Below are 20,657 nucleotides of genomic sequence, written 5' to 3'. Positions count from 1 at the left end.
GTCGCTGAAACTGGGGTCAGGTGAAGCTCTCACCTGACCCCGTTTTTGGCCGGATCAACAGCCCGACTCGATGGCCGACCGGCACCTCCGGATTTGGAAACACAATCGCCTCCGGCGAATGCCCAACCCGATAGCTGGTCTCGTCATCCTCCCAGATCACCCTGCCCGGCGGGTAGTCGGTGAAATTGGCCACATCGTCCGGAATATGAAACCGGAAATTCTTCCCGGTATTCAGAATCTCATGCACCACCTCGAATACCGTCAGGTGATCAAACGGCGGCTGTGGAGCAGGTGAGGGTAGCCCCCGGAACCGCCGTCGCAAGGCATCCCGGATACCTGAAAAACGCCCCAGATCATTCTGCCCGAACGGCCGCACCTTACCCAGCTCCACGGTAAAACTCTCGGCCTTCAGCAGCGACGACGAAAACGACGAAAACGTCGTACCCGCTTTGTGCTGCAGCAGAAGCGTCTCCACCTCCGCCTCCAACAGAAATTCGCACTGCTCTGACGGAACGGTCCGCCCCTCAACATACGGATACAACGCAAACCGCTCACGGTGAGAAGGTCGAATCGCCGTGTGCAGATCATAATGATAAAGCGCCTGTGGATTCGCCATCGCAAACTGCCGGCACGCCTCCTCAAGCTCCTGCGCCCGCGCAGCCTCGGCCAGCCCCTGATACTCGCTCCGCCCGTGGGCACCATCGAACAGCCGGTTCAGGTTCACCTCCATAAACCGTTTCCCGGCGACCATCGCGGGTGGGTTCCCAAGAATCAGCAATACCGGACAAGCAAGTTCCCACTCGCCGGCAATCAGCTCGGAAACCAGCCCGTTCAGAACCTCAATCGGCGCCGTTTCATTGCCATGAACACCGGCAGAAACAATGATGGCTTCGGCATTGGGGTTGTTGCGGTTGGTGGGAGGTGCAATGTCCAGAACGCCAACAGCCTTGCGGCTGATACGGGTGCCATCGGGGAGAAAAGTCTTTGTTTCCGGGAGTGAGGCATTGGCGTTGTCGAGCGTCTGGGAGAGCCAGTCTGAATGCGTTCCAAACAGATCGTGTTTTGCTGACATAGAATCCCCGAACCAGGTCTGGGGGCGGGCAGGGTATTGCCTCCCGGGAATGTCTGAAGCCATGGATGGCTTCAGTCAAGCGCACATGGATGTGCTCGTAGCGGTTCCCGGGAGGCAATACCCTGCCTGCCCGGACACTGAAGTATGATTTTTGCAGACTTAGCCACTAACCGGTCGCTGATGCTTCAGCAGATGGTTTTCCAGTTTGCGGAACGCGAACACCAGAATAAACGTAAGCGCCATATAGCAAAGCGCTACAAAGATAAACGCATCAAACGGCGCATAGAACCGGGAGTAAATGTTACGGGCCGCCCCAGTCAGATCCACGATGGTCACCACACTGGCAATCGCACTGGCATGCAGCATGAAAATCACCTCGTTGGAATAGGCCTGCACCGCCCGTCGCGCTGCACTCGGCAACACAATCCGCCGCATCCGCATAAACCAGTTCATGCCATAGGCTTTGGCCGCTTCAATCTCGCCGTTGGGCGTGGAGACAATCGCCCCCCGGATGATCTCCGTGGTATAAGCCGCCGTGTTCAGCGTGAACGCCAGAAGGGCCGGGTAGAACGGCTCCCGGAAAATCTCCCACCAGAAGGTCTCCTGGATGCCGGGAATCTGCGCAATGCCGTAATAGATGATGTAAAGCTGAATCAGCAGGGGCGTACCGCGGAACAGATAGGTGTAAAGCCAGACCGGACCGGACACGAACGGATTGCGAACCGTCCGCAGGATGGCCAGCGGAACCGCCACCAACAAACCGATGACCAGGGACAGGAACACCAGATGCACGGTCGTGACCATGCCATCCCAGTACTCCATCAGGGTCATGGCGGTAAAGATTTCGTTCTGGTTCAGCCACTCGGCAATGAAATCAGGCATCTGTTAACTCCCCTGAACCACGCCGACATTGGCCCGCTTGTCGAGCCACTTGATGAACAATTCTGATCCCGCCGTCAGGGCCAGATACACTGCCGCTACTGGAATAAAGAAGTGGAACGGCATGCGCTCCGCCTTGGCAGCTTCCTCGGCCACACGAACCATATCAGTGAGTCCGATAATTGAAACCAGGGCGGTCGTCTTCAGCAGAACCTGCCAGTTGTTACCCAGGCCGGGCAGGGCATGGCGCAGCATTTGCGGCAGCATGATTCTGCGAAAGGTGTGAAGCCGGGTAAAGCCGTAGGCCCGTGCCGCTTCAATCTGGCCCTTTTCAACCGCCAGGAAGGCACCCCGGAAGGTTTCGGTCATGTAGGCGCCAAAGATCAGCCCGATCGTTACAACGCCGGAGATGAACGGGTCGAACTGAAAGAAAAAGTCGATTTCGTAAGCTGCCCAGAGGTAATCCGAGAGCATATTCACTGCAACCTGGCCGCCATAATAGAAGAGCAGCATCATCACAAGGTCTGGCACGCCACGAATCAGGGTGGTGTAGGTGGTTGCGATACCTTTGGCTACCCGGCTTTGCGACAATTTGGCAGACGCGCCAATGAGTCCCAGGGCAACCGAGAGAGCAAGAGACAGGAAGGCCAGTTCAATGGTGACTACTGCCCCTTCCAACAGGGCCGGGCCATAGCCTTTCAGATCGAGCATGGGAGTGTCCGGTAAGCAGGGGCGGCCCTGATGGGCCACCCCTCGGCAGTTTTATATCTTGATGTCGTAAGCGAAGTACTTCTGCATGATGGTGTCGTAGGTGCCATCTTCCTTCAGGGTGCGAAGGGCAGCGTTTACTTCGTCTGCAAGATCGGTGTCGCGCTGGCGCATGGCAACACCCACGCCCTGACCCAGCTTGACCGGCTCACCGACTTCCTTGAAGCCGTCTTTGGAGAGCACAGTTTCTTCACCCACCGGGTAGTCTACGAAGACGACATCCAGACGCTGGCCTTCCAGGTCCAGAACCATGTCATCAGCAGTGGTGTAGCGTTTGATAGTAACAACGCCGCCCATGTTTTCTGTCACGTATGTGTCCATGGTAGTGCCACGCTGAACACCAACAGTCTTGCCTTCCATCGCGCTCATGTCAGTGACGTCAGTGTTGAAGCTCTCAGGTCCGAACCAGCCGCCAGGGGTGTTGTAGTACGGCTCGGAGAACAGAACCCGCTCTGCGCGCTCCGGAGTAATGGACATGGAAGACATGATCAGATCGAATTTACGTGCCAGCAGGCCCGGAATCATCCCGTCCCACGCCTGAATCACGAATTCGCAGTTGGCATTCATCTCTTCGCACATGGCTTCAGCCAGCTCTACTTCAAAGCCGGTCAGGTTTCCGTTCTCATCTTTGTATTCAAACGGTGCGTAGGGCACGTCGAATGCGATGCGGAGATCCCGCTCCTGGGCTTGTGCGCTGCCAGCAATCAGGGCGAGGGCGCAGCTTGCTGCAAAAATCATTTTCTTCATGTGTCACTTCTCCAGTGGTTTGCCTTTTGGGCTTTATTTTTGATGGAAGTTTTTGGTTCCAACATTTTATTTCTTCACCGGTTCAAGATAGCACCGAGTGTCAGAAGTTGGGAGTCAGGAACTGTTTCATGCGTTCCGAATCCGGGTGATCAAACACTTTCTCGGGGGTACCCTGTTCCTCGATCACGCCCTGATGCAAAAACAGGACCTGACTCGACACATCCCTTGCGAATGCCATCTCGTGGGTGACCACGATCATGGTTCGGCCTTCCTCGGCCAGGCTTTGCATAACCTTCAGCACCTCACCGACCAGCTCCGGGTCCAGAGCCGAGGTGGGTTCGTCAAACAGCATGACTTCCGGTTCCATGGCCAGGGCGCGGGCAATGGCTGCGCGTTGCTGCTGACCACCGGACATCTGGGCCGGGTAGTAGTCCTTGCGTTCGTAGATACCCACCTTGTTCAGGTAGGCTTCGGCGCGCTCGATGGCTTCTTTCTTGGGAACCTTGAGCACGTGAATCGGCGCTTCAATAATGTTCTCCAGCACGGTCATGTGGGACCAGAGATTGAAGCTCTGAAACACCATGGAGAGCTTGGCACGGATCAGTTCAACCTGTTTGTTATCCGCCGGGATACGTTCGCCCTTACGGTTGGTTGTGAACCTTATTGGGTCGCCGTGCACGATAATGTCGCCGGAGGTGGGTGTTTCCAGCAGGTTGATGCAACGTAGGAAGGTACTCTTGCCGGAGCCGGAGCTGCCGATCAGGGAAACCACATCGCCTTTGCGGGTCTCCAGTGAAATACCTTTGAGCACTTCAAGCTGGTCAAAGGTTTTGTGAATGTCCCTGCAGATCAAAGGCGCTTGGTCCGCCATGGGTGACTCCTGGGGCTGTAATTCAAAGGCGCATGTTTTACGGACTGTGGATCCGGAAATCAATCCCTTAATAAGAGCGTTTTACCGAAATTCACCGCCGTTGGCTGCATGACATTGTGGTCGAATGATTGTTCAATGCAAGCTTTTTGCCATGCTCAGGTGCCGGCCCGGGAATATTCATTAGCCGCTTCCTGGTTGACTGGCAGCCGGATGAGGGTGCCGCCATCCTTCTCCATGTCTCTCATTGCCTCGCTGACAAAGCGTACATGAGCCATCGCCACCTTCTGTGCATTGGCAGCCTTTCCGGCAATGACGGCTTCATAGAGCTGCCGGTGCTGGCGGACGATTTTCTTGCGCATTTCTTCTCTTGGATTCAGGTTGGCAACCGAGGCCTGGACGGTCAACAACATCATGTTTTTCAGGCTATTGAGTACATGCACCAGAACCGGATTGTGGGAGGCCTCAACAATCGCCAGGTGAAACCCGTGGTCGAGCCGGGCATTGCTGAGGGGGTCTGTGTCTTCCAGGGCGCGGAAGGCCTTGGTGATGCGATGGCGATCAAGCCGGGTCGCCCGTTGTGCGGCGAGGTAAGCGGCCTGACCTTCCAACTGCTCCCGTACTTCCAGGAGATCGAACAGTGTTCGAGGGTGCCCCTCGAAAAGATGCATCAGCGGGCTTTGTTCCCCGAGCTCGTCTGCTCCGGGAACCATGCTCGCAACAAACGAGCCCTTGCCGTGGCGGGTTTCGATGACACCACGACCCTGAAGTTCGTGCAAGGCCTCCCGAATGACCGCACGGGACACACCCAGACGCGTTGCCAATTGTCGTTCGGACGGTATCTTCTGCTCGGGAGCCAGCCCACCATCGAGTATAAGGCGCTCAAGCCGGTATGAGATTTCCTGGGAGATTGCCATGTGAGTGCCTGTGTGCGCTCTCTGGTCTGACCAGTGATTGCTTCTGATTAATCATTTTTCCTTTACTGACTACTATGCGTCCGAGCCCGTTAAATATGGCTGATTCAGCGTATTTCGTCCATTTTTAATGCCTCAAAAACTGGTCAGACCAGTGCTGCCCGAACTGGACTAAACACGGATTGCCTACGAATATTCTTCTAATGTCGGCTCGAGCCGGCGTTGCTTCAACGTTGATAACAACAAAGCCAACGGAGACGTTTCGATGAATTCGAAGAATAACATCCGAACCACATGTGACACCGGCGAGACCCCACCTCGCAGAAGTTTTCTCAAAACCGCCGCCATGGGCGCTGCTTTGGCGGGCGCAATGCTGATGGGCGCAGGCCAGGCCCAGGCTGCAACCACATGGAAGATTCAGTCCGTTTGGGACGCCGGTACTGTGGGCTACTCGTTGTTCGACGAGTGGTGCAAAAGTATTGAGGCCAAGTCTGGCGGCGAGCTGAAGTTCCAGTGCTTCCCAGCCAAGGCTGTCGCCGCCGACAACAACGCACTCTTTGACGCGGTGCGTAACGGTGTTCTTCAGGGCATGAACCCGTTCACGCTGTACTGGTCAGGAAAGATTCCTGCTTCCGTGTTCCTGTCCTCCTACCCTGCAGGTCCCGACCAGCCTCACCATTGGGACACCATGTTCTACTCCATGGGCATGCTCGAAAAGACCCGGGAAATCTACAAGAAGTTCGGCCTGTTCTACGTTGGTCCTATCCAGCACGACGCCAACATCATCCACTCCAAGAAGCCGGTTAACAGCCTTGAAGATCTCAAGGGCATGAAGATCCGTGTGCCGGGTGGCATGGTGGCCGAGGTGTTCCAGCAGTTCGGCGTTTCTACCGTCAGCCTTCCGGGCTCGGATATCTTCCCGGCACTGGAGAAGGGCACCATTGACGCCGCGGACTACGTAGGCCCCGCGGTTAACTACGAACTGGGCTTCTCCCAGGTGACCGACTACATCATCTTCGGACCTCCCGGGGTCATGTCCATCTACCAGCCGGTAGACCTGATGGACCTGACTGTCAGCATGCGTGCCTGGAACTCTATTTCCCCGGAGCTTCAGCAGCTGGTTGAGGACGAAGTGCGCATCTATTCCCAGAAGCACTATCTGGCTATCCAGGAGCGCAACATTGAGGCCATGGAGAAGTTCAAGGCAGAGGGTGACACGGTTACCCGCCTGAGCCAGGAAGATCTGGAAACCTGGCGGAAGGCCGCGATTCCCATCTGGTTTAACTGGGCGAACAAGAACGAGGACGCACGCGCCATCCTCGATATCCAGCTTGACTACATGATGAACGAGACGGTGGGTTACATCACGGAAGAAGACGTTGCGGACTATCAGTAAAGTCTGACCATTCAACAATAGCGATAAACGGGGAAGGCAGGGTTAGCCGATTCTGGATTAACTCTCCCTTCCCCGCTCTTTGATCTAGGTGGTAACAACATGTCTGATCTGAGTGCATTTGGCTTTGTCATGCCGCACTGGTTCTACTGGGGCTGGCTTGCCGTAATGCCACTGCTCATGATGGCTTGGGACAAGTGGAGCAGCAAGCATGGCGGGGATGAGGCCGAGCCCGAGAAAACGGTTTCCGAGTTACAGTCTGAAGAAGATGATCCGCTTGCTAAGTTTGAATATGAGGGTAACTGGTTTACGAAAATCGTTGACTGGATGTGCGAGAAGTCAGGCCTTTTCGTTGCGTTCTGGACCATCAACGCAGTGCTGTTCTATTTCTTCGAAGTGGTAATGCGTTACCTCTTCAACATGCCAACGATCTGGGTGCACGAGGCCAGCTTCCTGATTTTCGGTATGCAGTACATTCTTGCCGGCGCTTTCGCGCTGTTGCATGGCGCTCATGTGCGGGTGGATGTTGTCTACAACTTCCTGCCGGTTCGCGGGCGAGTGGGCATGGATATTTTCACTTCCATGTTCTTCTTTATTTTCGCGGCGGTTCTGGCCATCACCTCCTGGACCTTCTTCCAGGACTCTCTGATGATGCAGGAGACCACTGTCGAGACCTGGGGCATTCAATACTACCCCGTGAAAGGTGTGATGTTTGTGGGCGCAATCCTGTTGCTGCTCGCCGGTTTTTCCAAACTGCTTAAAGACATCGTTCTGTTCATTCGTCTCGGTCAGGAGCGCACATCATGAGTTCTACTACTGCAGCGCCCAACAACGGCATGGCCGGGAAGCTGGGCACATGGTTAATGATCATCGCCACCGTTGCGCTGGCGTTTGTCATCTGTGTTGAGTTGATCAACATTCTGTTTTATGACCCGTGGAGTGACGAGAAATTTCTCTTCAAGCTCTCGGGTAGCCTTTCCGGCGTAGAAATCGGTCCGTTGACCTATCTGATGTTCGGCTCCCTTGCCGTCGCCCTGATGATGGGCTTGCCCCTGGCTTTCGTGACCGGTGGCCTGGGTGTCATGTTCATCTATCTGGTGGGTGACGCCATGATGCTGAATATCGTCCCCGGCCGGATCTTCCCGCTGATGGCCAACCCGGACATCGCGGCGATTCCCCTGTTCATCTTCATGGCATCCATGCTTGAGCGCGCGGGCCTGATCGAAGAGATGTTCAGCGTGGTATACAAGTGGATGGGTGGCATCAGTGGTGGTCTTGCCGCTGCAACGATTGTGGCCTCTACGATTCTGGCGGCGATGGTGGGTGTTATCGGCGCTGCCGTTGTCACCATGGGCATCATCGCGCTGCCGGCCATGCTGAAGCGGCATTACGATCACAAGATTGCCATCGGTTCGATCATGGCCGGTGGTACCCTGGGTATCCTGATCCCGCCCTCGATTCTGGCCATCCTGTACGCGGTTGTGGCGCAGCAGTCGGTGGGCGAGCTTTATCTTGGCTCCCTGATGCCGGGTTTGCTGCTCTCCGGCCTGTATCTGACGTACGTGCTGGTTCGCAGCTGGCTGAATCCGAAGCTTGGGCCGCCGATTCCGGTAGAAGACCGGATCAGCCTGAAAGAAAAGCTTAAGCTTCTGGGCAATCTGATTGCGCCTCTTGCTCTGGTTGGTCTGGTTCTTGGTTTGCTGTTCGGCGGTATTGCTACCCCGGTTGAGGCCGCAGGTATCGGCTCCTTCGGTGCCATCATTGTTGCGATGATGCACAAGAAATTCTCGATCGCGGGTCTGCGTGAAGCATCTGTGACCACCGCAAAAGCATCCGCCATGGTTCTCTGGATCATGTTCGGTGCCTCGGTGTTCGTGGGCTTCTACATCCTCCAGGGTGGTCAGCAGTTCGTAACGGACGCGATTCTTGGCACCGGTATGTCTGCCTACGGCATCCTGTTCCTGTTGATGGTGCTGCTGGTTGTACTGGGTATGTTCCTTGACTGGGTTGGTATCCTGTTGCTCGCGGTACCCATCTTTATTCCGATCGTGAAAGCGCTGGAGTTCCCCGGCCTGTTCGGCTTCCCGCCGGTTGCCGGTGACGACGTGGTGCTCTGGTTCGGTGTGTTGTACCTGGTGAACATGCAGATGTCTTTCCTGAGTCCGCCGTTTGGTTACGCACTGTTCTACATCCGTGGCGTTTGTCCCCCGGAAATCTCCATGGGTACCATCTTCAAATCATCCCTGGTGTTCCTGGCGATTCAGGCGTTCGGACTGTTCATGTGTGTTCTGATTCCCGGCATCGTGACCTGGCTGCCAGGGCTGGTTTACGGCTAATCAAATCAAGGAGTAATGCTTTATGTTGACGATCAAACGACTGGACCTTGCCGACGCGCGCATCCTCATCGAGGGCGCGGCCGAAAAAGCCCGCGAGATCGGTGTGCCCATGTGCATCGCTGTGGTGGACGAATCCGGCAATCTGGTGGCCTTCGAGCGTATGGACGGCGGCAAGATCACCAGTGTGACCATTGCCCAGGACAAGGCCTTTACCGCGGCTGCGGCCAAGAAGGCCACCCATGACTACAACAAGGTGAACGTGCCCGGCAGTCTGGCCTTCGGTATCCATACCGAAGTGGGCGGGCGTATCAGTTCTGTCGGCGGTGGCCTGCCGGTGATCGTCGACGGCGATGTGGTGGGTGGTATCGGCATCAGTTCCGGTACTCCCCAGCAGGATATGGACTGTGCCCAGGCCGGTCTCGACCACTTTGAAACAAAACGCGGTTGATGACTGTCACACAGACGTAATTCATACCCAGAGAATGCTATGACTACCAAGCCGAAAGCCAGCAAAGCCGAGCTGGCGGAGCAGTTCCGGGCGTTTATCGACCCGGACTACGTCATCACCGATGACGAGACCATGAAGCCCTACGAATGCGACGGCATGTCGATGTATTGCGAGATGCCCTTGCTGGTGGTGCTGCCGGAGACCGTAGAGCAGGTGCAGCGAGTGATGCGCATCTGTAACGAAAACTCAGTGCCGGTTGTGGCCCGCGGTGCCGGAACCGGGCTCAGTGCCGGTGCCATGCCCAATAAGGAAGGCGTGGTGCTGTCGCTGGCCAAGTTCAATCGCATCGTGGAGATCGATCCGCTGGCACGAACGGCAAGGCTGCAGCCGGGGGTTCGAAACCTCGCGATCAGCGAGGAGGCGGCCCAGTATGGCTTGTACTATGGCCCGGATCCTTCTTCACAGATTGCCTGCACCATTGGCGGTAATGTGGCGGAGAACTCCGGCGGCGTGCATTGCCTCAAGTACGGTTTGACCGTGCACAACATCCTCAGTGTGGACATGGTCACTGCCGAGGGTTATGTGGTGACTGTGGGCAGTGATGGTCTGGACAGCTGCGGCATGGACCTGCTGGCTTTGATGACCGGCTCGGAAGGTCTTCTGGGTGTAGTCACGGAAGTCAAAGTGAAGCTGCTGCCGAAACCGGAAGTGGCTCAGGTTGTCATGGCCGGGTTTGATGACGTGCAGAAAGGCGGTGACGCCGTGGGTGGGATCATCGCCCACGGTATCATCCCCGGTGGTCTGGAAATGATGGATGGCCACGCCATTATCGCAGCGGACGACTTTGCCCAGGCGGGCTACCCGAGGGATGCCAAGGCGCTGCTTTTGTGTGAAGTGGACGGTACCGAGGAAGAGGTCCACGAGCATATTGCCGAAGCCGAGGAAGTGTTCCGCAAACTGGGTGCCACGTCGGTACGAACCTCGCAGAGTGAGGAAGAACGTGCCCTGTTGTGGAAAGGCCGTAAGTCGGCGTTCCCGGCGGTGGGCCGGATCTCCCCGGACTACTACTGCATGGACGGTACCATTCCCCGCCGCGAGATCGCCTACGTTCTCACGGAAATGGAGAAGATGTCCGAAGAGTTTGGTCTGCGTGTCGCCAACGTGTTCCACGCCGGTGATGGCAACCTGCACCCCCTGATCCTTTTTGATGCCAACGTACCTGGCGAATTCGAGCGCACCGAAGCCTTTGGCTCCCGCATTCTGGAAATGTGTGTGGAAGTGGGGGGCTGCATAACCGGCGAGCACGGTGTGGGCGTGGAGAAAATCCGCCAGATGGCGGTGCAGTTCAACGACGAGGAGCTGCAACAGTTCCACGACGTGAAGGCTGCGTTTGACCCTGCCGGTATCCTGAACCCGGGCAAGGGTGTTCCCGCCTTGCGGTTCTGCCAGGAATACCGCTCACTCGAGCACAAACAACACACGCACGAGCATACGGAAGCCGCCCATGGCTGATATTTCCCAACAACTGAAGGAGCAGGTGCTCCAGGCCCGGGACAGCGGGCACAAACTCAACATTGTCGGCGGTGGCACCAAGGCCTTCATGGGCCGGGAAGCCGACGCCGATGCCGGAACCCTCAACGTGGGCGAGCATACCGGCATCGTGGATTACCACCCGGTAGAGCTGGTGCTAACGGTTCGCGCCGGCACGCCGCTGAGCGAGATCGAAGCCACTCTGGCCGAAGAAGGCCAGTGCCTGCACTTCGAGCCGCCGCATTTCGGCGAGGCCTCCACCATCGGCGGCACCCTGGCCTGTAACCTCTCTGGCCCGGGACGCCCCTGGGCGGGCTCGGTGAGGGACCAGGTGCTGGGTATCCGGCTGCTGAATGGCAAGGGCGAACACCTTCGCTTTGGTGGCCAGGTGATGAAAAACGTGGCGGGTTATGACGTATCCAGGCTCCAGGCCGGCGCCCTTGGCACTCTGGGTGTGATCACCGAAATCAGTATGAAAGTGATGCCGAAACCGGCGGCCTCCCTGACCCTGGTTCAGGATATGGGCATGGACGAGGTGATTCACTATATGAACAGCCGCGCCGCCGAGCCCAAGCCGATCACGGCCGCCTGCTGGGTAGACGGCAAGGTTTACCTGCGCCTGGCCGGTGCCAAGTCGGGAGTGGAAGCCACGGCTGAAAAATGGACCGGCGAGGTGATGGAGCAGGGCGACCAGTTCTGGCGCCAGGTGCAGGACATGCACCATGAGTTTTTTGCCGGTAATGACGTGCCGCTCTGGCGTTTTTCGGTGGGCTCGACGGCCGAAGCACCGAAACTTGAAGGTAACTGGTTTATCGACTGGGCTGGTTCCCAGCGCTGGTTCCGGGGCGCCGGTGAACTGAAGGACCTGGAACCTGCCGCCCGTGCTGCCGGTGGCCAGGTAAGCCTGTTCCGTGGTGGCGACCGCAGCGGTGAGGTGATGCACCATCAGCCGGAGGCCCTGAAGGGGATTCAGCGCCGTATCAAGAATGCCTTCGATCCGGACAATATCTTCAATCCCGGACGTTTATACAGCTGGTTGTAATTATGCAGACGAATCTGGTTCAACAATTTGCTAACACCAAGGAAGGCCAGGAAGCCGAGTCCATCCTGCGGGCCTGTGTGCATTGTGGCTTCTGCACCGCTACCTGCCCGACCTATCAGGAGCTGAACGACGAGCGGGATGGCCCACGGGGCCGGATCTACCTGATGAAAATGTTCCTGGAAGGAGCGGAAGTCACCGAGAAAACCCAGGAGCATCTGGATCGTTGCCTGACCTGTCGGAGCTGCGAGACTACATGCCCCTCCGGCGTTCAGTATGGCAGACTGGTCGATATCAGCCGTGGCCTGATGGAAAAGGAGCTGCCCCGGAAACCGAAAGACAAATGGCTACGCTGGGCCCTGGCCCGGGTGATTCCGAATCGCCAGCTGTTCGGCGTGCTGCTGCGGATGGGGCAGATCTTCCGGCCCGTCTTGCCGGAGAAGCTTCGCACCAAAGTACCTCCGAGAAAACAGGCCAGCCCATGGCCGGCCGCCAGCCACAGCCGCATTGTGCTGGCCCTGGCTGGCTGCGTGCAGCCTTCTGCGACGCCCAACACTAATGCGGCAGCAGCCCGGGTTCTGGATCGCCTTGGTATTACCATGGTGGAAGCGCCCGAGGCCGGCTGCTGTGGCGCCGTAAACTACCATCTATCCGAGCACGAGAAAGGCCTGGAAAGAATGCGCCAGAATATTGATGCCTGGTGGCCTGCTATTGAAGCAGGTGCAGAAGCCATCATCATGACGGCTTCCGGCTGCGGCGCCATGGTTCAGGACTACGGCCACCTGCTGAAAGACGACCCGGTCTATGCAGCCAAGGCGCAGAAGGTCAGTGAGCTGTGCACCGATCTTGGCGCCTTCCTGTTGAAGCAGGATCTGGAAAAGCTGAAGGTTCGCCAGGACCCAGGCAAGGTGGCGTTCCATTGCCCCTGCACCCTACAGCACGCCATGAAGCAGAATGGCGTGGTGGAACAGGTTCTGACCCGGGCCGGTGTCAACCTGGCTGCCACCAAAGACAAGCATCTCTGCTGCGGCTCTGCTGGCACCTATTCGGTGACCCAGCCGGAGATGAGCCAGAAGCTGCTGGGCAACAAGCTGAAGGCTCTGACTGTCGACAATCCGGATCGCATCGTAACCGCCAACATCGGTTGCCAGATGCACCTGGAGACCAAGTCGCCGGTGCCAGTACAGCACTGGGTTGAGCTTCTGGATCAGTAGCTTGAATCCGGGGTCAGATGAGCTTTTCATCTGACCCCGTTTTCTTTTGCCCCCCAGGTTCGCGGCTTTTTCCGCTATACTGCCCCACCAAATTACCGAACCACAGGGAGTGGAACCGTATGCCAAGGATGATGGCTGGTCTCGTTTTGTCTTTTTTTCTCACTTCAGCAGTCAGTGCCGAGGTCTACACCTGGATAGACAGTCGGGGTGTAGCGCACTTTTCCGATTACCCGCCTGGAGAAATTCCCCATAAGCAGCTTGACGTGCAGGCGCCTGTCACGGTGCCGATGTCCGAGAACCTCGGGCAAGGCAAACGCGTTTCAGGAATCCGCAAAGAGGTTGAAGGCCTGCTTGCCTCAGGTCGCCCGACGGGCTCCGGAGCAACGGCAAAAGAAAAGGCCGATGCCGAGCTGGAGAAGACCTGCGCAACCTACAGAAGCAAACTGGAGCGGATCCAGTCCAAGCTGCGGGCAGGCTATAGCAACGACAGGGGGAACAGTCTCCGGCAGCAGCGCAGGACGCTCAGCCAGAAGCTGAGCCGTGAGTGCATCCTGCGTTGATTCAGGTCGATATCAGGCGCGTTTGAAGCTGGCCAGGGCAACCGCGGCGGTAACGAACAGCCCGCCAAATACCCGGTTCATTTGCCGCTGGCGGCGGGCGGTGGTCATGAATCGGAACAGCTGGCTGGCGAGTAGGGCATAGCCCAGCATCACCAGGCAATCCACTAATATCAGGGTAACGCCCATGGTGATCAGCTGCGGGCCATGGGGTGCACCTGCAACCAGAAACTGCGGGAACAGGGCCACGAGAAAGACCGTGGCCTTGGGGTTGGTCAGGTTCACGAACACCGCATTCCAGAAACGTTTGTGGCCGCTCACGGGCTGGCGGTCATCGTCCATGGACTCCATGACCGGTTCGCGCCATTTGGAAATACCCAGCCAGATCAGGTAGGCAACACCCAGCCACTTGATGATCGACAGAGCGATGTTCGAGGAGGCAATGATGGCCCCCAGCCCCGCACCCACCAGCAGAATCTGGATCCCGAAACCCAGCTGCAGCCCCATGATGGCTGGCAGCGAACGGCGGACACCGTAACGCATACCATTGCTCATGGTATTGATCGCCCCGGCGCCCGGGGAAACACTGATCAGTACGGCCGCAACAAGGAAGGTCAGCCAGGCTGCAAGTGACATGATTTACGCTCCTGAAAAAGCCAAGAGATACACCGTATAGGCCACGAAGGCAAGCAACAGGGCACCGCCCTCAAAGCGGTTGATGCGTCCGGCCCCAGGAAAGCCATAGCACATTGCAAACAGAACCAGGGTGAGGGCCCCCATGACCGGGAAGTCCCGGGCAAGCACCTCAGGTGCTACCGACATGGGCGCAATCAGCCCTGCAATGCCCACAACGCCCAGGGTGTTGAACAGGTTGGAACCCAGAATGTTGCCCAGTGCCAGGTCGTGTTCACCCTTACGAGCAGCAATAATGGATGACGCCAACTCCGGAAGTGAGGTGCCAACGGCCACGATGGTGAGGCCAATAACCAGATCGCTGATGCCAAACATGGTGGCCAGGTCAACGGCGCCCCATACCAGAATGCGGGAGCTGACAATCAAGAGCAGTAGTCCGACCACGAGCCATAAAAGCGCTTTTCGCAACGGCATGGCGTGAACTTCTTCGGTCATCTCTTTCGCCAGGGCATCGTCCGGTTGCCGGAAGCTTTGGTAAATGCTCCACCCGATCAGTACCACGAAAACCAGCATGAGGCCGATTGCATCCATTCGGCTCAGATTGCCGTCCCAAAGCTGCCAGCCGGCAAAGGCGGTTACCAGAATCAGGATGGGCAGTTCCTTGCGCATGACCTGGGAATGCACCGCGATTGGCGCCAGTAGCGCCGTGATGCCGAGAATCAGGGCTATGTTGGTGATATTCGAACCATAAGCATTGCCCAGCGCCAACCCAGGGTTGCCCTGGGACGCGGCCAGCGCAGAGACGGCCATCTCCGGCGCCGATGTGCCGAAGCCCACCACAACCATGCCAATCAGCAGTGGTGGCATCCCGAAGTGGCTGGCTGTGGTAGCCGAGCCTTCCACGAATTTGTCTGCACTCCACACCAGCAGAATCAGACCTGCAATGATCGCCCCAATGGCCATCAGCATTTCAGTCACTCCTTGTAATCAATTGCCTTCTCGGCAGCGCAAGAATCGATGGTGCCACAGGTTCCTGCAATAGGTATAAATGCCCTGCCTTCCATCACTTGATCTCAAGGTAATTGATTTCAGTCAACCCCCGGACGTGCCCAGGAATGTTACGTTGGTCAAACATTGATCAGAAAAGGAGGGGGAAACATGGCACAAGGAACTGAGAACATCGTAGTCGCATGCGACGGTTCAGAGCATTCGTCACACGCCGCCAAAATGGCAGCGGAGCTTGCCAAAGCGACCAGCCAGCCACTCAAACTGCTTGCCGTCTTCCCCGGCACCAAGGTCGAAAGAATGATCGTAAGTGGTATTCCACAGAGCGACATAGACGAAGAAGCCAGCGAATACGGACGCAAGGCATTTGATGCCGCGAAGCAGGCGGTAAGCGGGATTGTTGAGCCGGCTGAGGAGGTTCTGCTTAAAGGGGACCCAGCTAAGGAAATCGTCGAGTATCTCGATGAAAATCCCGGCTCCCACATGTTCCTCGGTCGGCGCGGCGACTCAATGCTGAGAAGTCTCACTCTTGGTAGTGTCAGTGAAAAAGTCGTGAGGCATGCTCATAGACCAGTGACAGTTGTTAGTGAATAAACGGCAAAGCTCGGTAAACACTCCAAAGCCCGCATCATGCGGGCTTTTTCGGTGCGCCCGGCACGGGCGCACTCCTGGAGGTGCAAGTCCTCCCGTGAGCTGGCCACAGCGAACGAAGTGAAGCGCAACTGCGGAAGGGTGACCGACCGTGGGGAGGAAGCGTGGAGCGTAAACCGTGAGCCGATGAACAAGAATCGGATATGAGGCACTGCCAAGCAGGGCGAGCGGGCCAAAAGCCGCGAAGCTCTTGTGGCCAAGGCGAAGTGGTGTAAATCCGGCGGTTGTGCGGCGAAGGAGTGTGTTCTTACCCGGGGAGATCTCGCCTCATGCCTGAAAGGGCGACGTGGCAACACGGAGCGAGAAGTCAGCAGAGGCCATAGTAACCGCTAACACAGGGCGAAGGGCCGAACGAGAAGGAGCGTCAAACGCCTTGTCGATGAGCACTGTACGGCATCAGATGCCCGCGCCAGCGGGGCGGATCGCGCAACGGACAGGTGAAGCCTTGCCGAAGGCGATGAGCGATGAAGCAGGACTCCCGCGACAAGAACCGGAAGGCGCAGGGCGAAGCCTGCTTGAGCAGGCGTTCGCACGAGAGAATATGCAGCGGGCATGGAAGCGCGTGAAGGCCAACAAGGGAGCGGCAGGTGTGGACGGGTTGGACATTGCCCAAACCGCGGAACACCTGCGATGGGCGTGGCCTGAGCTTCGCCAGCACCTGCTGAGCGGCGCCTACCAACCACAGCCCGTCCGTCGGGTAGGCATCCCGAAGCCGGACGGCAGTGAGCGGGAACTGGGCATCCCCACCGTCACTGATCGTCTGATTCAACAGGCACTGTTGCAAGTGCTGCAACCTCTGATTGATCCCACCTTCAGCGAGCACAGCTACGGCTTCCGCCCGGGCCGTCGGGCCCACGACGCCGTGTTGGCTGCGCAGCGTTACGCCCAACAGGGCCGCCATATCGTGGTGGACGTCGACCTGTCGAAGTTCTTCGACCGGGTCAACCACGACATCCTGATCGACCGCCTGAAGAAACGCATAAACGACCCCGGCGTTATCCGGCTGGTTCGTGCGTACCTGAACGCGGGCATCATGGACGGTGGTGTGGTCATGGATCGGCACGAGGGCACGCCGCAAGGCGGGCCATTGTCGCCGTTGTTGGCCAACGTTCTGCTGGACGAGGTGGATAAAGTGCTGGAACGCCGGGGGCACTGCTTCGCCCGTTACGCCGATGACTGCAACGTCTACGTTCGCAGCCACAAGGCGGGAGAACGGGTCATGCAGTTACTCCGCCGCTGTTATGGAAAGTTGCGTCTGGTGATTAACGAAGCCAAGAGCGCGGTGACCAGCGTGTTCGGGCGCAAGTTCCTCGGCTATGCCCTGTGGCAAGGGAGGAACGCTGAGGTTCGACGCGCGGTATCCACCAGGGCGTTACAGGCGTTCAAGCTCCGGATCCGGCAACTGACCCGGGGATCAGGGGGTCGCAGTATTGAACAGGTGGTAGAGCAACTCCGCCGATACCTGCTCGGCTGGAAAGGGTACTTCAGGCTGGCGCAAACGCCACGCATCTGGCGATCACTGGATGAGTGGATACGTCGTCGTCTGAGAATGCTCCACCTCCGGCAGTGGCGGCGGGGTAAGACGATCTACCGGGAGCTGGTCCGGTTGGGTGCCAGTTCCTGGGTGGCTGAATCTGTGGCGGCTCTGAGTCGCCGCTGGTGGCACAACAGTCGCTCTGCCATCCACAATGTCCTGACGATTGCCTACTTCGACCGGTTGGGAGTGCCGAGACTCTCGTGAACCCTCAACGTCTCGAACCGCCCGGTGCGGACCCGCATGCCGGGTGGTGTGGGAGGGGTGGAGCCTCATGGCTCCCCCCTATCCCGATTTGTGCGCCAGGCATGGCGCGTAGCGCCTCGACGGCGCTGTTCCGGTCCAGGTGGTGCTGACCGGATGACTTGGGGGTGTAAGTCCCCTGTGGACCCGGCAAGGGGAACCACTAGCCGGACGGCAAGGGTGTCCACCGCGAGGTGGAATCTGAAGGAAGCCGCAGGCAAAGCACTGGCCTGACGAACAGGAATCGCATAGGAGGCGGTCACACCGGGTGAGACGGCAACGATCGTCAAAGCCCCATACTTGCACGGACGGTGTGGACGTAAATGCGGCAGGCATAAGTGTGAAGGTCACGCGTCTTACCCTGGGAAGTCTGGCTCTCTGCCACTGTGCTACCTGCCCCGTGAGGGGTGGGGATGGGGCGCCAGAACTCAGCAGAGGCCATAGTAGATGCGTCACCGCGTACTGAAGGGCCGAACATGGTTAGCCGTTAGTAGGCGATGAGTTCTCGTGATGTGCTTATGAAGACAGAAGCGACCCGAATGGGTCAGGGTATTCAGGGAGGCGCCGGACAGTATCCGGCAGAGACTGAAGCCCGTGTCGAGGCAGGCGCGGGGGCTCACTCGTGGACGAACGCGGAGCCGAATACGCTGATGGAACAGGTGCTTGAGCGCCCGAACCTGATGCATGCGTATCAGCGGGTGGTGTCCAACAGGGGCGCCGCCGGCGTCGATCAGATGCCGGTCACTGCCCTGAAGGGCCACCTGCAACAGCATTGGCCAACGCTGCGCGAGCGGCTGTTGGCCGGAGACTACTACCCTCAGCCGGTACGCAGGGTCAGTATTCCCAAGCCGCAAGGCGGCGAACGGGTGCTGGGTATTCCGACGGTACAGGATCGCTTGATTCAACAGGCACTACACCAAACGCTGAGCCCGATGCTGGAGCCGACCTTCTCGGACCACAGCTACGGGTTCCGCCCCGGCCGGAGTGCTCATCAGGCGGTCAAGGCGATGCAACGGCATATCAACGACGGCCATCGTTGGGTGGTCGATCTGGATTTGGCCCAGTTCTTTGACCGGGTCAACCACGATGTGCTGATGGGCCTGCTGGCCCGTCGCATCACCGACCGACGGATACTCACTCTGATCCGACGGTACCTGCGAGCCGGCATGCTCGAAGGTGGGCTGGTCAGCCCGAGAAGGGAAGGGACGCCGCAAGGTGGCCCTCTCTCACCCTTGCTCTCCAACGTGCTTCTGACCGAACTGGACCGGGAGCTGGAGCAGCGGGGACACCGGTTCTGCCGCTACGCGGACGACTGTAATATCTACGTTCGCAGTAAAAGAGCCGGTGACCGGGTGATGGCCAGCATGACCCAGTTCCTGGCAACGCGCCTGCGCCTAACCGTGAACACAGACAAAAGTGCTGTGGATCGCCCATGGCGTCGGAGCTTCCTGGGGTACAGCGTAAGCTGGCATAAAAGGCAGGTACGGTTGAGGGTTGCACCGAAGAGCCTGAAGGCCTTCATGACCAAGCTGCGTCCGCTGCTTAAGCGATCTCGCGGGCAGTCGCTGACGACGACTATCCAGAAGCTGAACCCGGTCCTACGGGGCTGGGCGAATTACTATCGCCTCACCGCCTCGAAGCGCCCGGTGGCAGCGCTGGATGGCTGGATACGCCGACGGCTCCGCTTGATCTTGTGGCAGCAATGGAAACGGCCCCGCACGCGGGCACGCTGTCTAATGCGGTTGGGTCTGCCAGCACCGAGGGCCTGGATGGGTGCCACGAATGGTCGTGGGCCTTGGTGGAACAGTGGCGCCTCTCACATGAATACGGCGCTGCCCAAGAGGGTGTTCAACGGTCTGTCTCTGGTAAGCTTGCTGGATACGATGAATCGGCTTCCGAGCCAACCATGAACCGCCGTGGTACGGAACCGTATGCCCGGTGGTGTGAGAGGACGGGGGAGGTAACTCCCCCTCCTACTCGATCCTGATCCCCGCGCCCTCCAGGATTCGCCACAATTCATGCGAAAAACAACCGAGATAGGGCGCAGCCAGGTCTTTATGCTGACCGAGTGAATTCAACGAAACGAGGTGGCTATGAAGACGACAGAGCTGATTGAGAAATGGCTCGACAAATGTGACCTGGCGAGACTGGCCCAGGAGCGTTACGAAGAGGATCCCAGCCCCACCAATTACACGGAACTGAAAAGAGCCATGAGTGAGCGACGGCTGATGGAAGAGCGCATTGATCCCAGGGCGAGTCATGCCCAAAGAGTCGCGTGAGTCGTCTTTCTCAGGCGTCAAAAACAACAAAACCCGCACAAGGCGGGTTTTGTCTGAATTCTTAATGGTGCCCGGAGGCGGAATCGAACCACCGACACGGGGATTTTCAATCCCCTGCTCTACCAACTGAGCTATCCGGGCATGTTGCGCTACTGCTGTGCAACGGGGCGCTATTAAACCGGTTTCGATGTATTGAGTCAAGGCTGAGCCGGAAAATTTCCGAATCTTTTTAGGCATGCTCAGCCTTTGATCAATCCGGCGTTATTGTTCCGGTGGAACGTAGCCTTCAGCCTTGTCGAACGGTTCGTTATTGAAGAAATGTTCCATCTGCGCCTGCAGATACTTGCGGGTGTTCGGGTCCATCAGGCTCAGATGTTTCTCGTTGATCAGCATGGTCTGCTGGGCCTGCCATTCTTCCCAGGCCTGCTTGGAAATATTTTCGAAGATGTCCTGGCCCTTGGCGCCGGGCATGGGCGGGAAGTCCAGGCCTTCCAGTTCTTTCTGGTATTTGCGGCAGAAAACGGTACGGCTCATGGTGGCTCCTGTT

At 57.9% G+C, this 20,657-nt stretch carries 21 protein-coding genes and 1 tRNA gene; 12 read left to right on the top strand and 10 right to left on the bottom strand.

The annotated features are described in order from the left end of the window. Positions 1–16 precede the first annotated feature (16 nt). The 6 genes from astE to SIC15_RS16950 form a co-directional block, all read right to left on the bottom strand. Positions 17–1,072 carry a succinylglutamate desuccinylase gene (astE, locus tag SIC15_RS16975; protein WP_412536513.1) on the bottom strand — a complete coding sequence of 352 codons (1,056 nt, stop codon included), beginning with the start codon at positions 1,070–1,072 and terminating at the stop codon, positions 17–19. A 159-nt stretch (positions 1,073–1,231) separates the two neighbouring features. After that, positions 1,232–1,954 (bottom strand): ABC transporter permease, encoded by a 723-nt coding sequence (locus tag SIC15_RS16970; protein WP_069181880.1) that lies wholly within the window; start codon positions 1,952–1,954, stop codon positions 1,232–1,234. Positions 1,955–1,957: 3 nt separating this feature from the next. Continuing rightward, complete coding sequence (locus tag SIC15_RS16965; protein WP_136629966.1) at positions 1,958–2,662, bottom strand: ABC transporter permease; 705 nt, start codon at positions 2,660–2,662, stop codon at positions 1,958–1,960. A 51-nt stretch (positions 2,663–2,713) separates the two neighbouring features. Next, positions 2,714–3,466, bottom strand: a complete 753-nt coding sequence (locus tag SIC15_RS16960; protein WP_412536512.1) for a transporter substrate-binding domain-containing protein — start codon at positions 3,464–3,466, stop codon at positions 2,714–2,716. Positions 3,467–3,566: 100 nt separating this feature from the next. Further along, a complete protein-coding gene (locus SIC15_RS16955; protein WP_064230039.1) occupies positions 3,567–4,337 on the bottom strand; it encodes an ABC transporter ATP-binding protein in 771 nt (256 codons plus the stop codon). 155 nt (positions 4,338–4,492) lie between these two features. After that, the gene (locus SIC15_RS16950) at positions 4,493–5,251 is read right to left on the bottom strand and encodes an FCD domain-containing protein (RefSeq protein WP_069181877.1); all 759 of its coding nucleotides are present in this window, start codon (positions 5,249–5,251) and stop codon (positions 4,493–4,495) included. Positions 5,252–5,594: 343 nt separating this feature from the next. Here SIC15_RS16950 and dctP point away from each other — a divergent pair, with 343 nt between their 5' ends. The 8 genes from dctP (at position 5,595) to SIC15_RS16910 (ending at position 13,768) form a co-directional block, all read left to right on the top strand. Next, positions 5,595–6,644, top strand: a complete 1,050-nt coding sequence (dctP, locus tag SIC15_RS16945) for a TRAP transporter substrate-binding protein DctP (protein WP_205632635.1) — start codon at positions 5,595–5,597, stop codon at positions 6,642–6,644. Between the two features lie 99 nt (positions 6,645–6,743). Beyond that, positions 6,744–7,448, top strand: coding sequence for a TRAP transporter small permease subunit (locus tag SIC15_RS16940; RefSeq protein ID WP_069181875.1), 705 nt, complete (start codon positions 6,744–6,746; stop codon positions 7,446–7,448). Further along, positions 7,445–8,977: a TRAP transporter large permease subunit gene (locus tag SIC15_RS16935; RefSeq protein WP_349342468.1), complete on the top strand. Its 1,533-nt coding sequence runs from the start codon at positions 7,445–7,447 to the stop codon at positions 8,975–8,977. The genes SIC15_RS16940 and SIC15_RS16935 overlap by 4 nt, the downstream gene beginning before the upstream one ends. A gap of 22 nt (positions 8,978–8,999) precedes the next feature. Next, complete coding sequence (locus SIC15_RS16930; RefSeq protein WP_069181873.1) at positions 9,000–9,425, top strand: GlcG/HbpS family heme-binding protein; 426 nt, start codon at positions 9,000–9,002, stop codon at positions 9,423–9,425. Between the two features lie 39 nt (positions 9,426–9,464). Next, positions 9,465–10,937 carry an FAD-linked oxidase C-terminal domain-containing protein gene (locus tag SIC15_RS16925; RefSeq protein WP_412536511.1) on the top strand — a complete coding sequence of 491 codons (1,473 nt, stop codon included), beginning with the start codon at positions 9,465–9,467 and terminating at the stop codon, positions 10,935–10,937. Continuing rightward, positions 10,930–11,997, top strand: coding sequence for a glycolate oxidase subunit GlcE (gene glcE / locus SIC15_RS16920; protein WP_412536510.1), 1,068 nt, complete (start codon positions 10,930–10,932; stop codon positions 11,995–11,997). The genes SIC15_RS16925 and glcE overlap by 8 nt, the downstream gene beginning before the upstream one ends. Positions 11,998–11,999: 2 nt before the next feature. Next, the gene (glcF, locus tag SIC15_RS16915; protein WP_069181870.1) at positions 12,000–13,208 is read left to right on the top strand and encodes a glycolate oxidase subunit GlcF; all 1,209 of its coding nucleotides are present in this window, start codon (positions 12,000–12,002) and stop codon (positions 13,206–13,208) included. A 119-nt stretch (positions 13,209–13,327) separates the two neighbouring features. Continuing rightward, entirely contained in the window at positions 13,328–13,768 is a 441-nt protein-coding gene (locus SIC15_RS16910) for a DUF4124 domain-containing protein (protein ID WP_069181869.1), read from the top strand. Between the two features lie 12 nt (positions 13,769–13,780). Here the strand turns inward: SIC15_RS16910 and rhtB are convergent, their stop codons facing one another. Then, entirely contained in the window at positions 13,781–14,401 is a 621-nt protein-coding gene (gene rhtB / locus SIC15_RS16905) for a homoserine/homoserine lactone efflux protein (protein WP_209400140.1), read from the bottom strand. 3 nt (positions 14,402–14,404) lie between these two features. Further along, a complete protein-coding gene (locus SIC15_RS16900; RefSeq protein WP_412536509.1) occupies positions 14,405–15,367 on the bottom strand; it encodes a calcium/sodium antiporter in 963 nt (320 codons plus the stop codon). Between the two features lie 189 nt (positions 15,368–15,556). Here SIC15_RS16900 and SIC15_RS16895 point away from each other — a divergent pair, with 189 nt between their 5' ends. From SIC15_RS16895 to SIC15_RS16880, 4 genes are all read left to right on the top strand, one after another. Continuing rightward, positions 15,557–15,997 (top strand): universal stress protein, encoded by a 441-nt coding sequence (locus SIC15_RS16895; RefSeq protein ID WP_069181866.1) that lies wholly within the window; start codon positions 15,557–15,559, stop codon positions 15,995–15,997. 430 nt (positions 15,998–16,427) lie between these two features. Continuing rightward, positions 16,428–17,795, top strand: a complete 1,368-nt coding sequence (gene ltrA, locus SIC15_RS16890) for a group II intron reverse transcriptase/maturase (RefSeq protein ID WP_053115127.1) — start codon at positions 16,428–16,430, stop codon at positions 17,793–17,795. Between the two features lie 554 nt (positions 17,796–18,349). Then, positions 18,350–19,741 carry a group II intron reverse transcriptase/maturase gene (ltrA, locus tag SIC15_RS16885; protein WP_412536508.1) on the top strand — a complete coding sequence of 464 codons (1,392 nt, stop codon included), beginning with the start codon at positions 18,350–18,352 and terminating at the stop codon, positions 19,739–19,741. 183 nt (positions 19,742–19,924) lie between these two features. Continuing rightward, a complete protein-coding gene (locus SIC15_RS16880) occupies positions 19,925–20,110 on the top strand; it encodes a hypothetical protein (RefSeq protein WP_069181865.1) in 186 nt (61 codons plus the stop codon). A 65-nt stretch (positions 20,111–20,175) separates the two neighbouring features. On the opposite strand, the gene SIC15_RS16875 is transcribed toward SIC15_RS16880, so the two are convergent. Together SIC15_RS16875 and SIC15_RS16870 are read right to left on the bottom strand one after the other, a co-directional pair. Further along, positions 20,176–20,251, bottom strand: a tRNA-Phe gene (locus tag SIC15_RS16875). 120 nt (positions 20,252–20,371) lie between these two features. Next, on the bottom strand, positions 20,372–20,644 hold the full coding sequence (locus tag SIC15_RS16870; RefSeq protein ID WP_008169302.1) for an oxidative damage protection protein: 273 nt from the start codon (positions 20,642–20,644) through the stop codon (positions 20,372–20,374). Positions 20,645–20,657: the final 13 nt, after the last annotated feature.

This window comes from Marinobacter sp. MIT932201, assembly GCF_047123295.1.
Taxonomy (GTDB): domain Bacteria; phylum Pseudomonadota; class Gammaproteobacteria; order Pseudomonadales; family Oleiphilaceae; genus Marinobacter; species Marinobacter salsuginis.
Note: the sequence above shows the minus strand (reverse complement) of the source record. Positions and strands in the feature narration are given on the sequence as shown.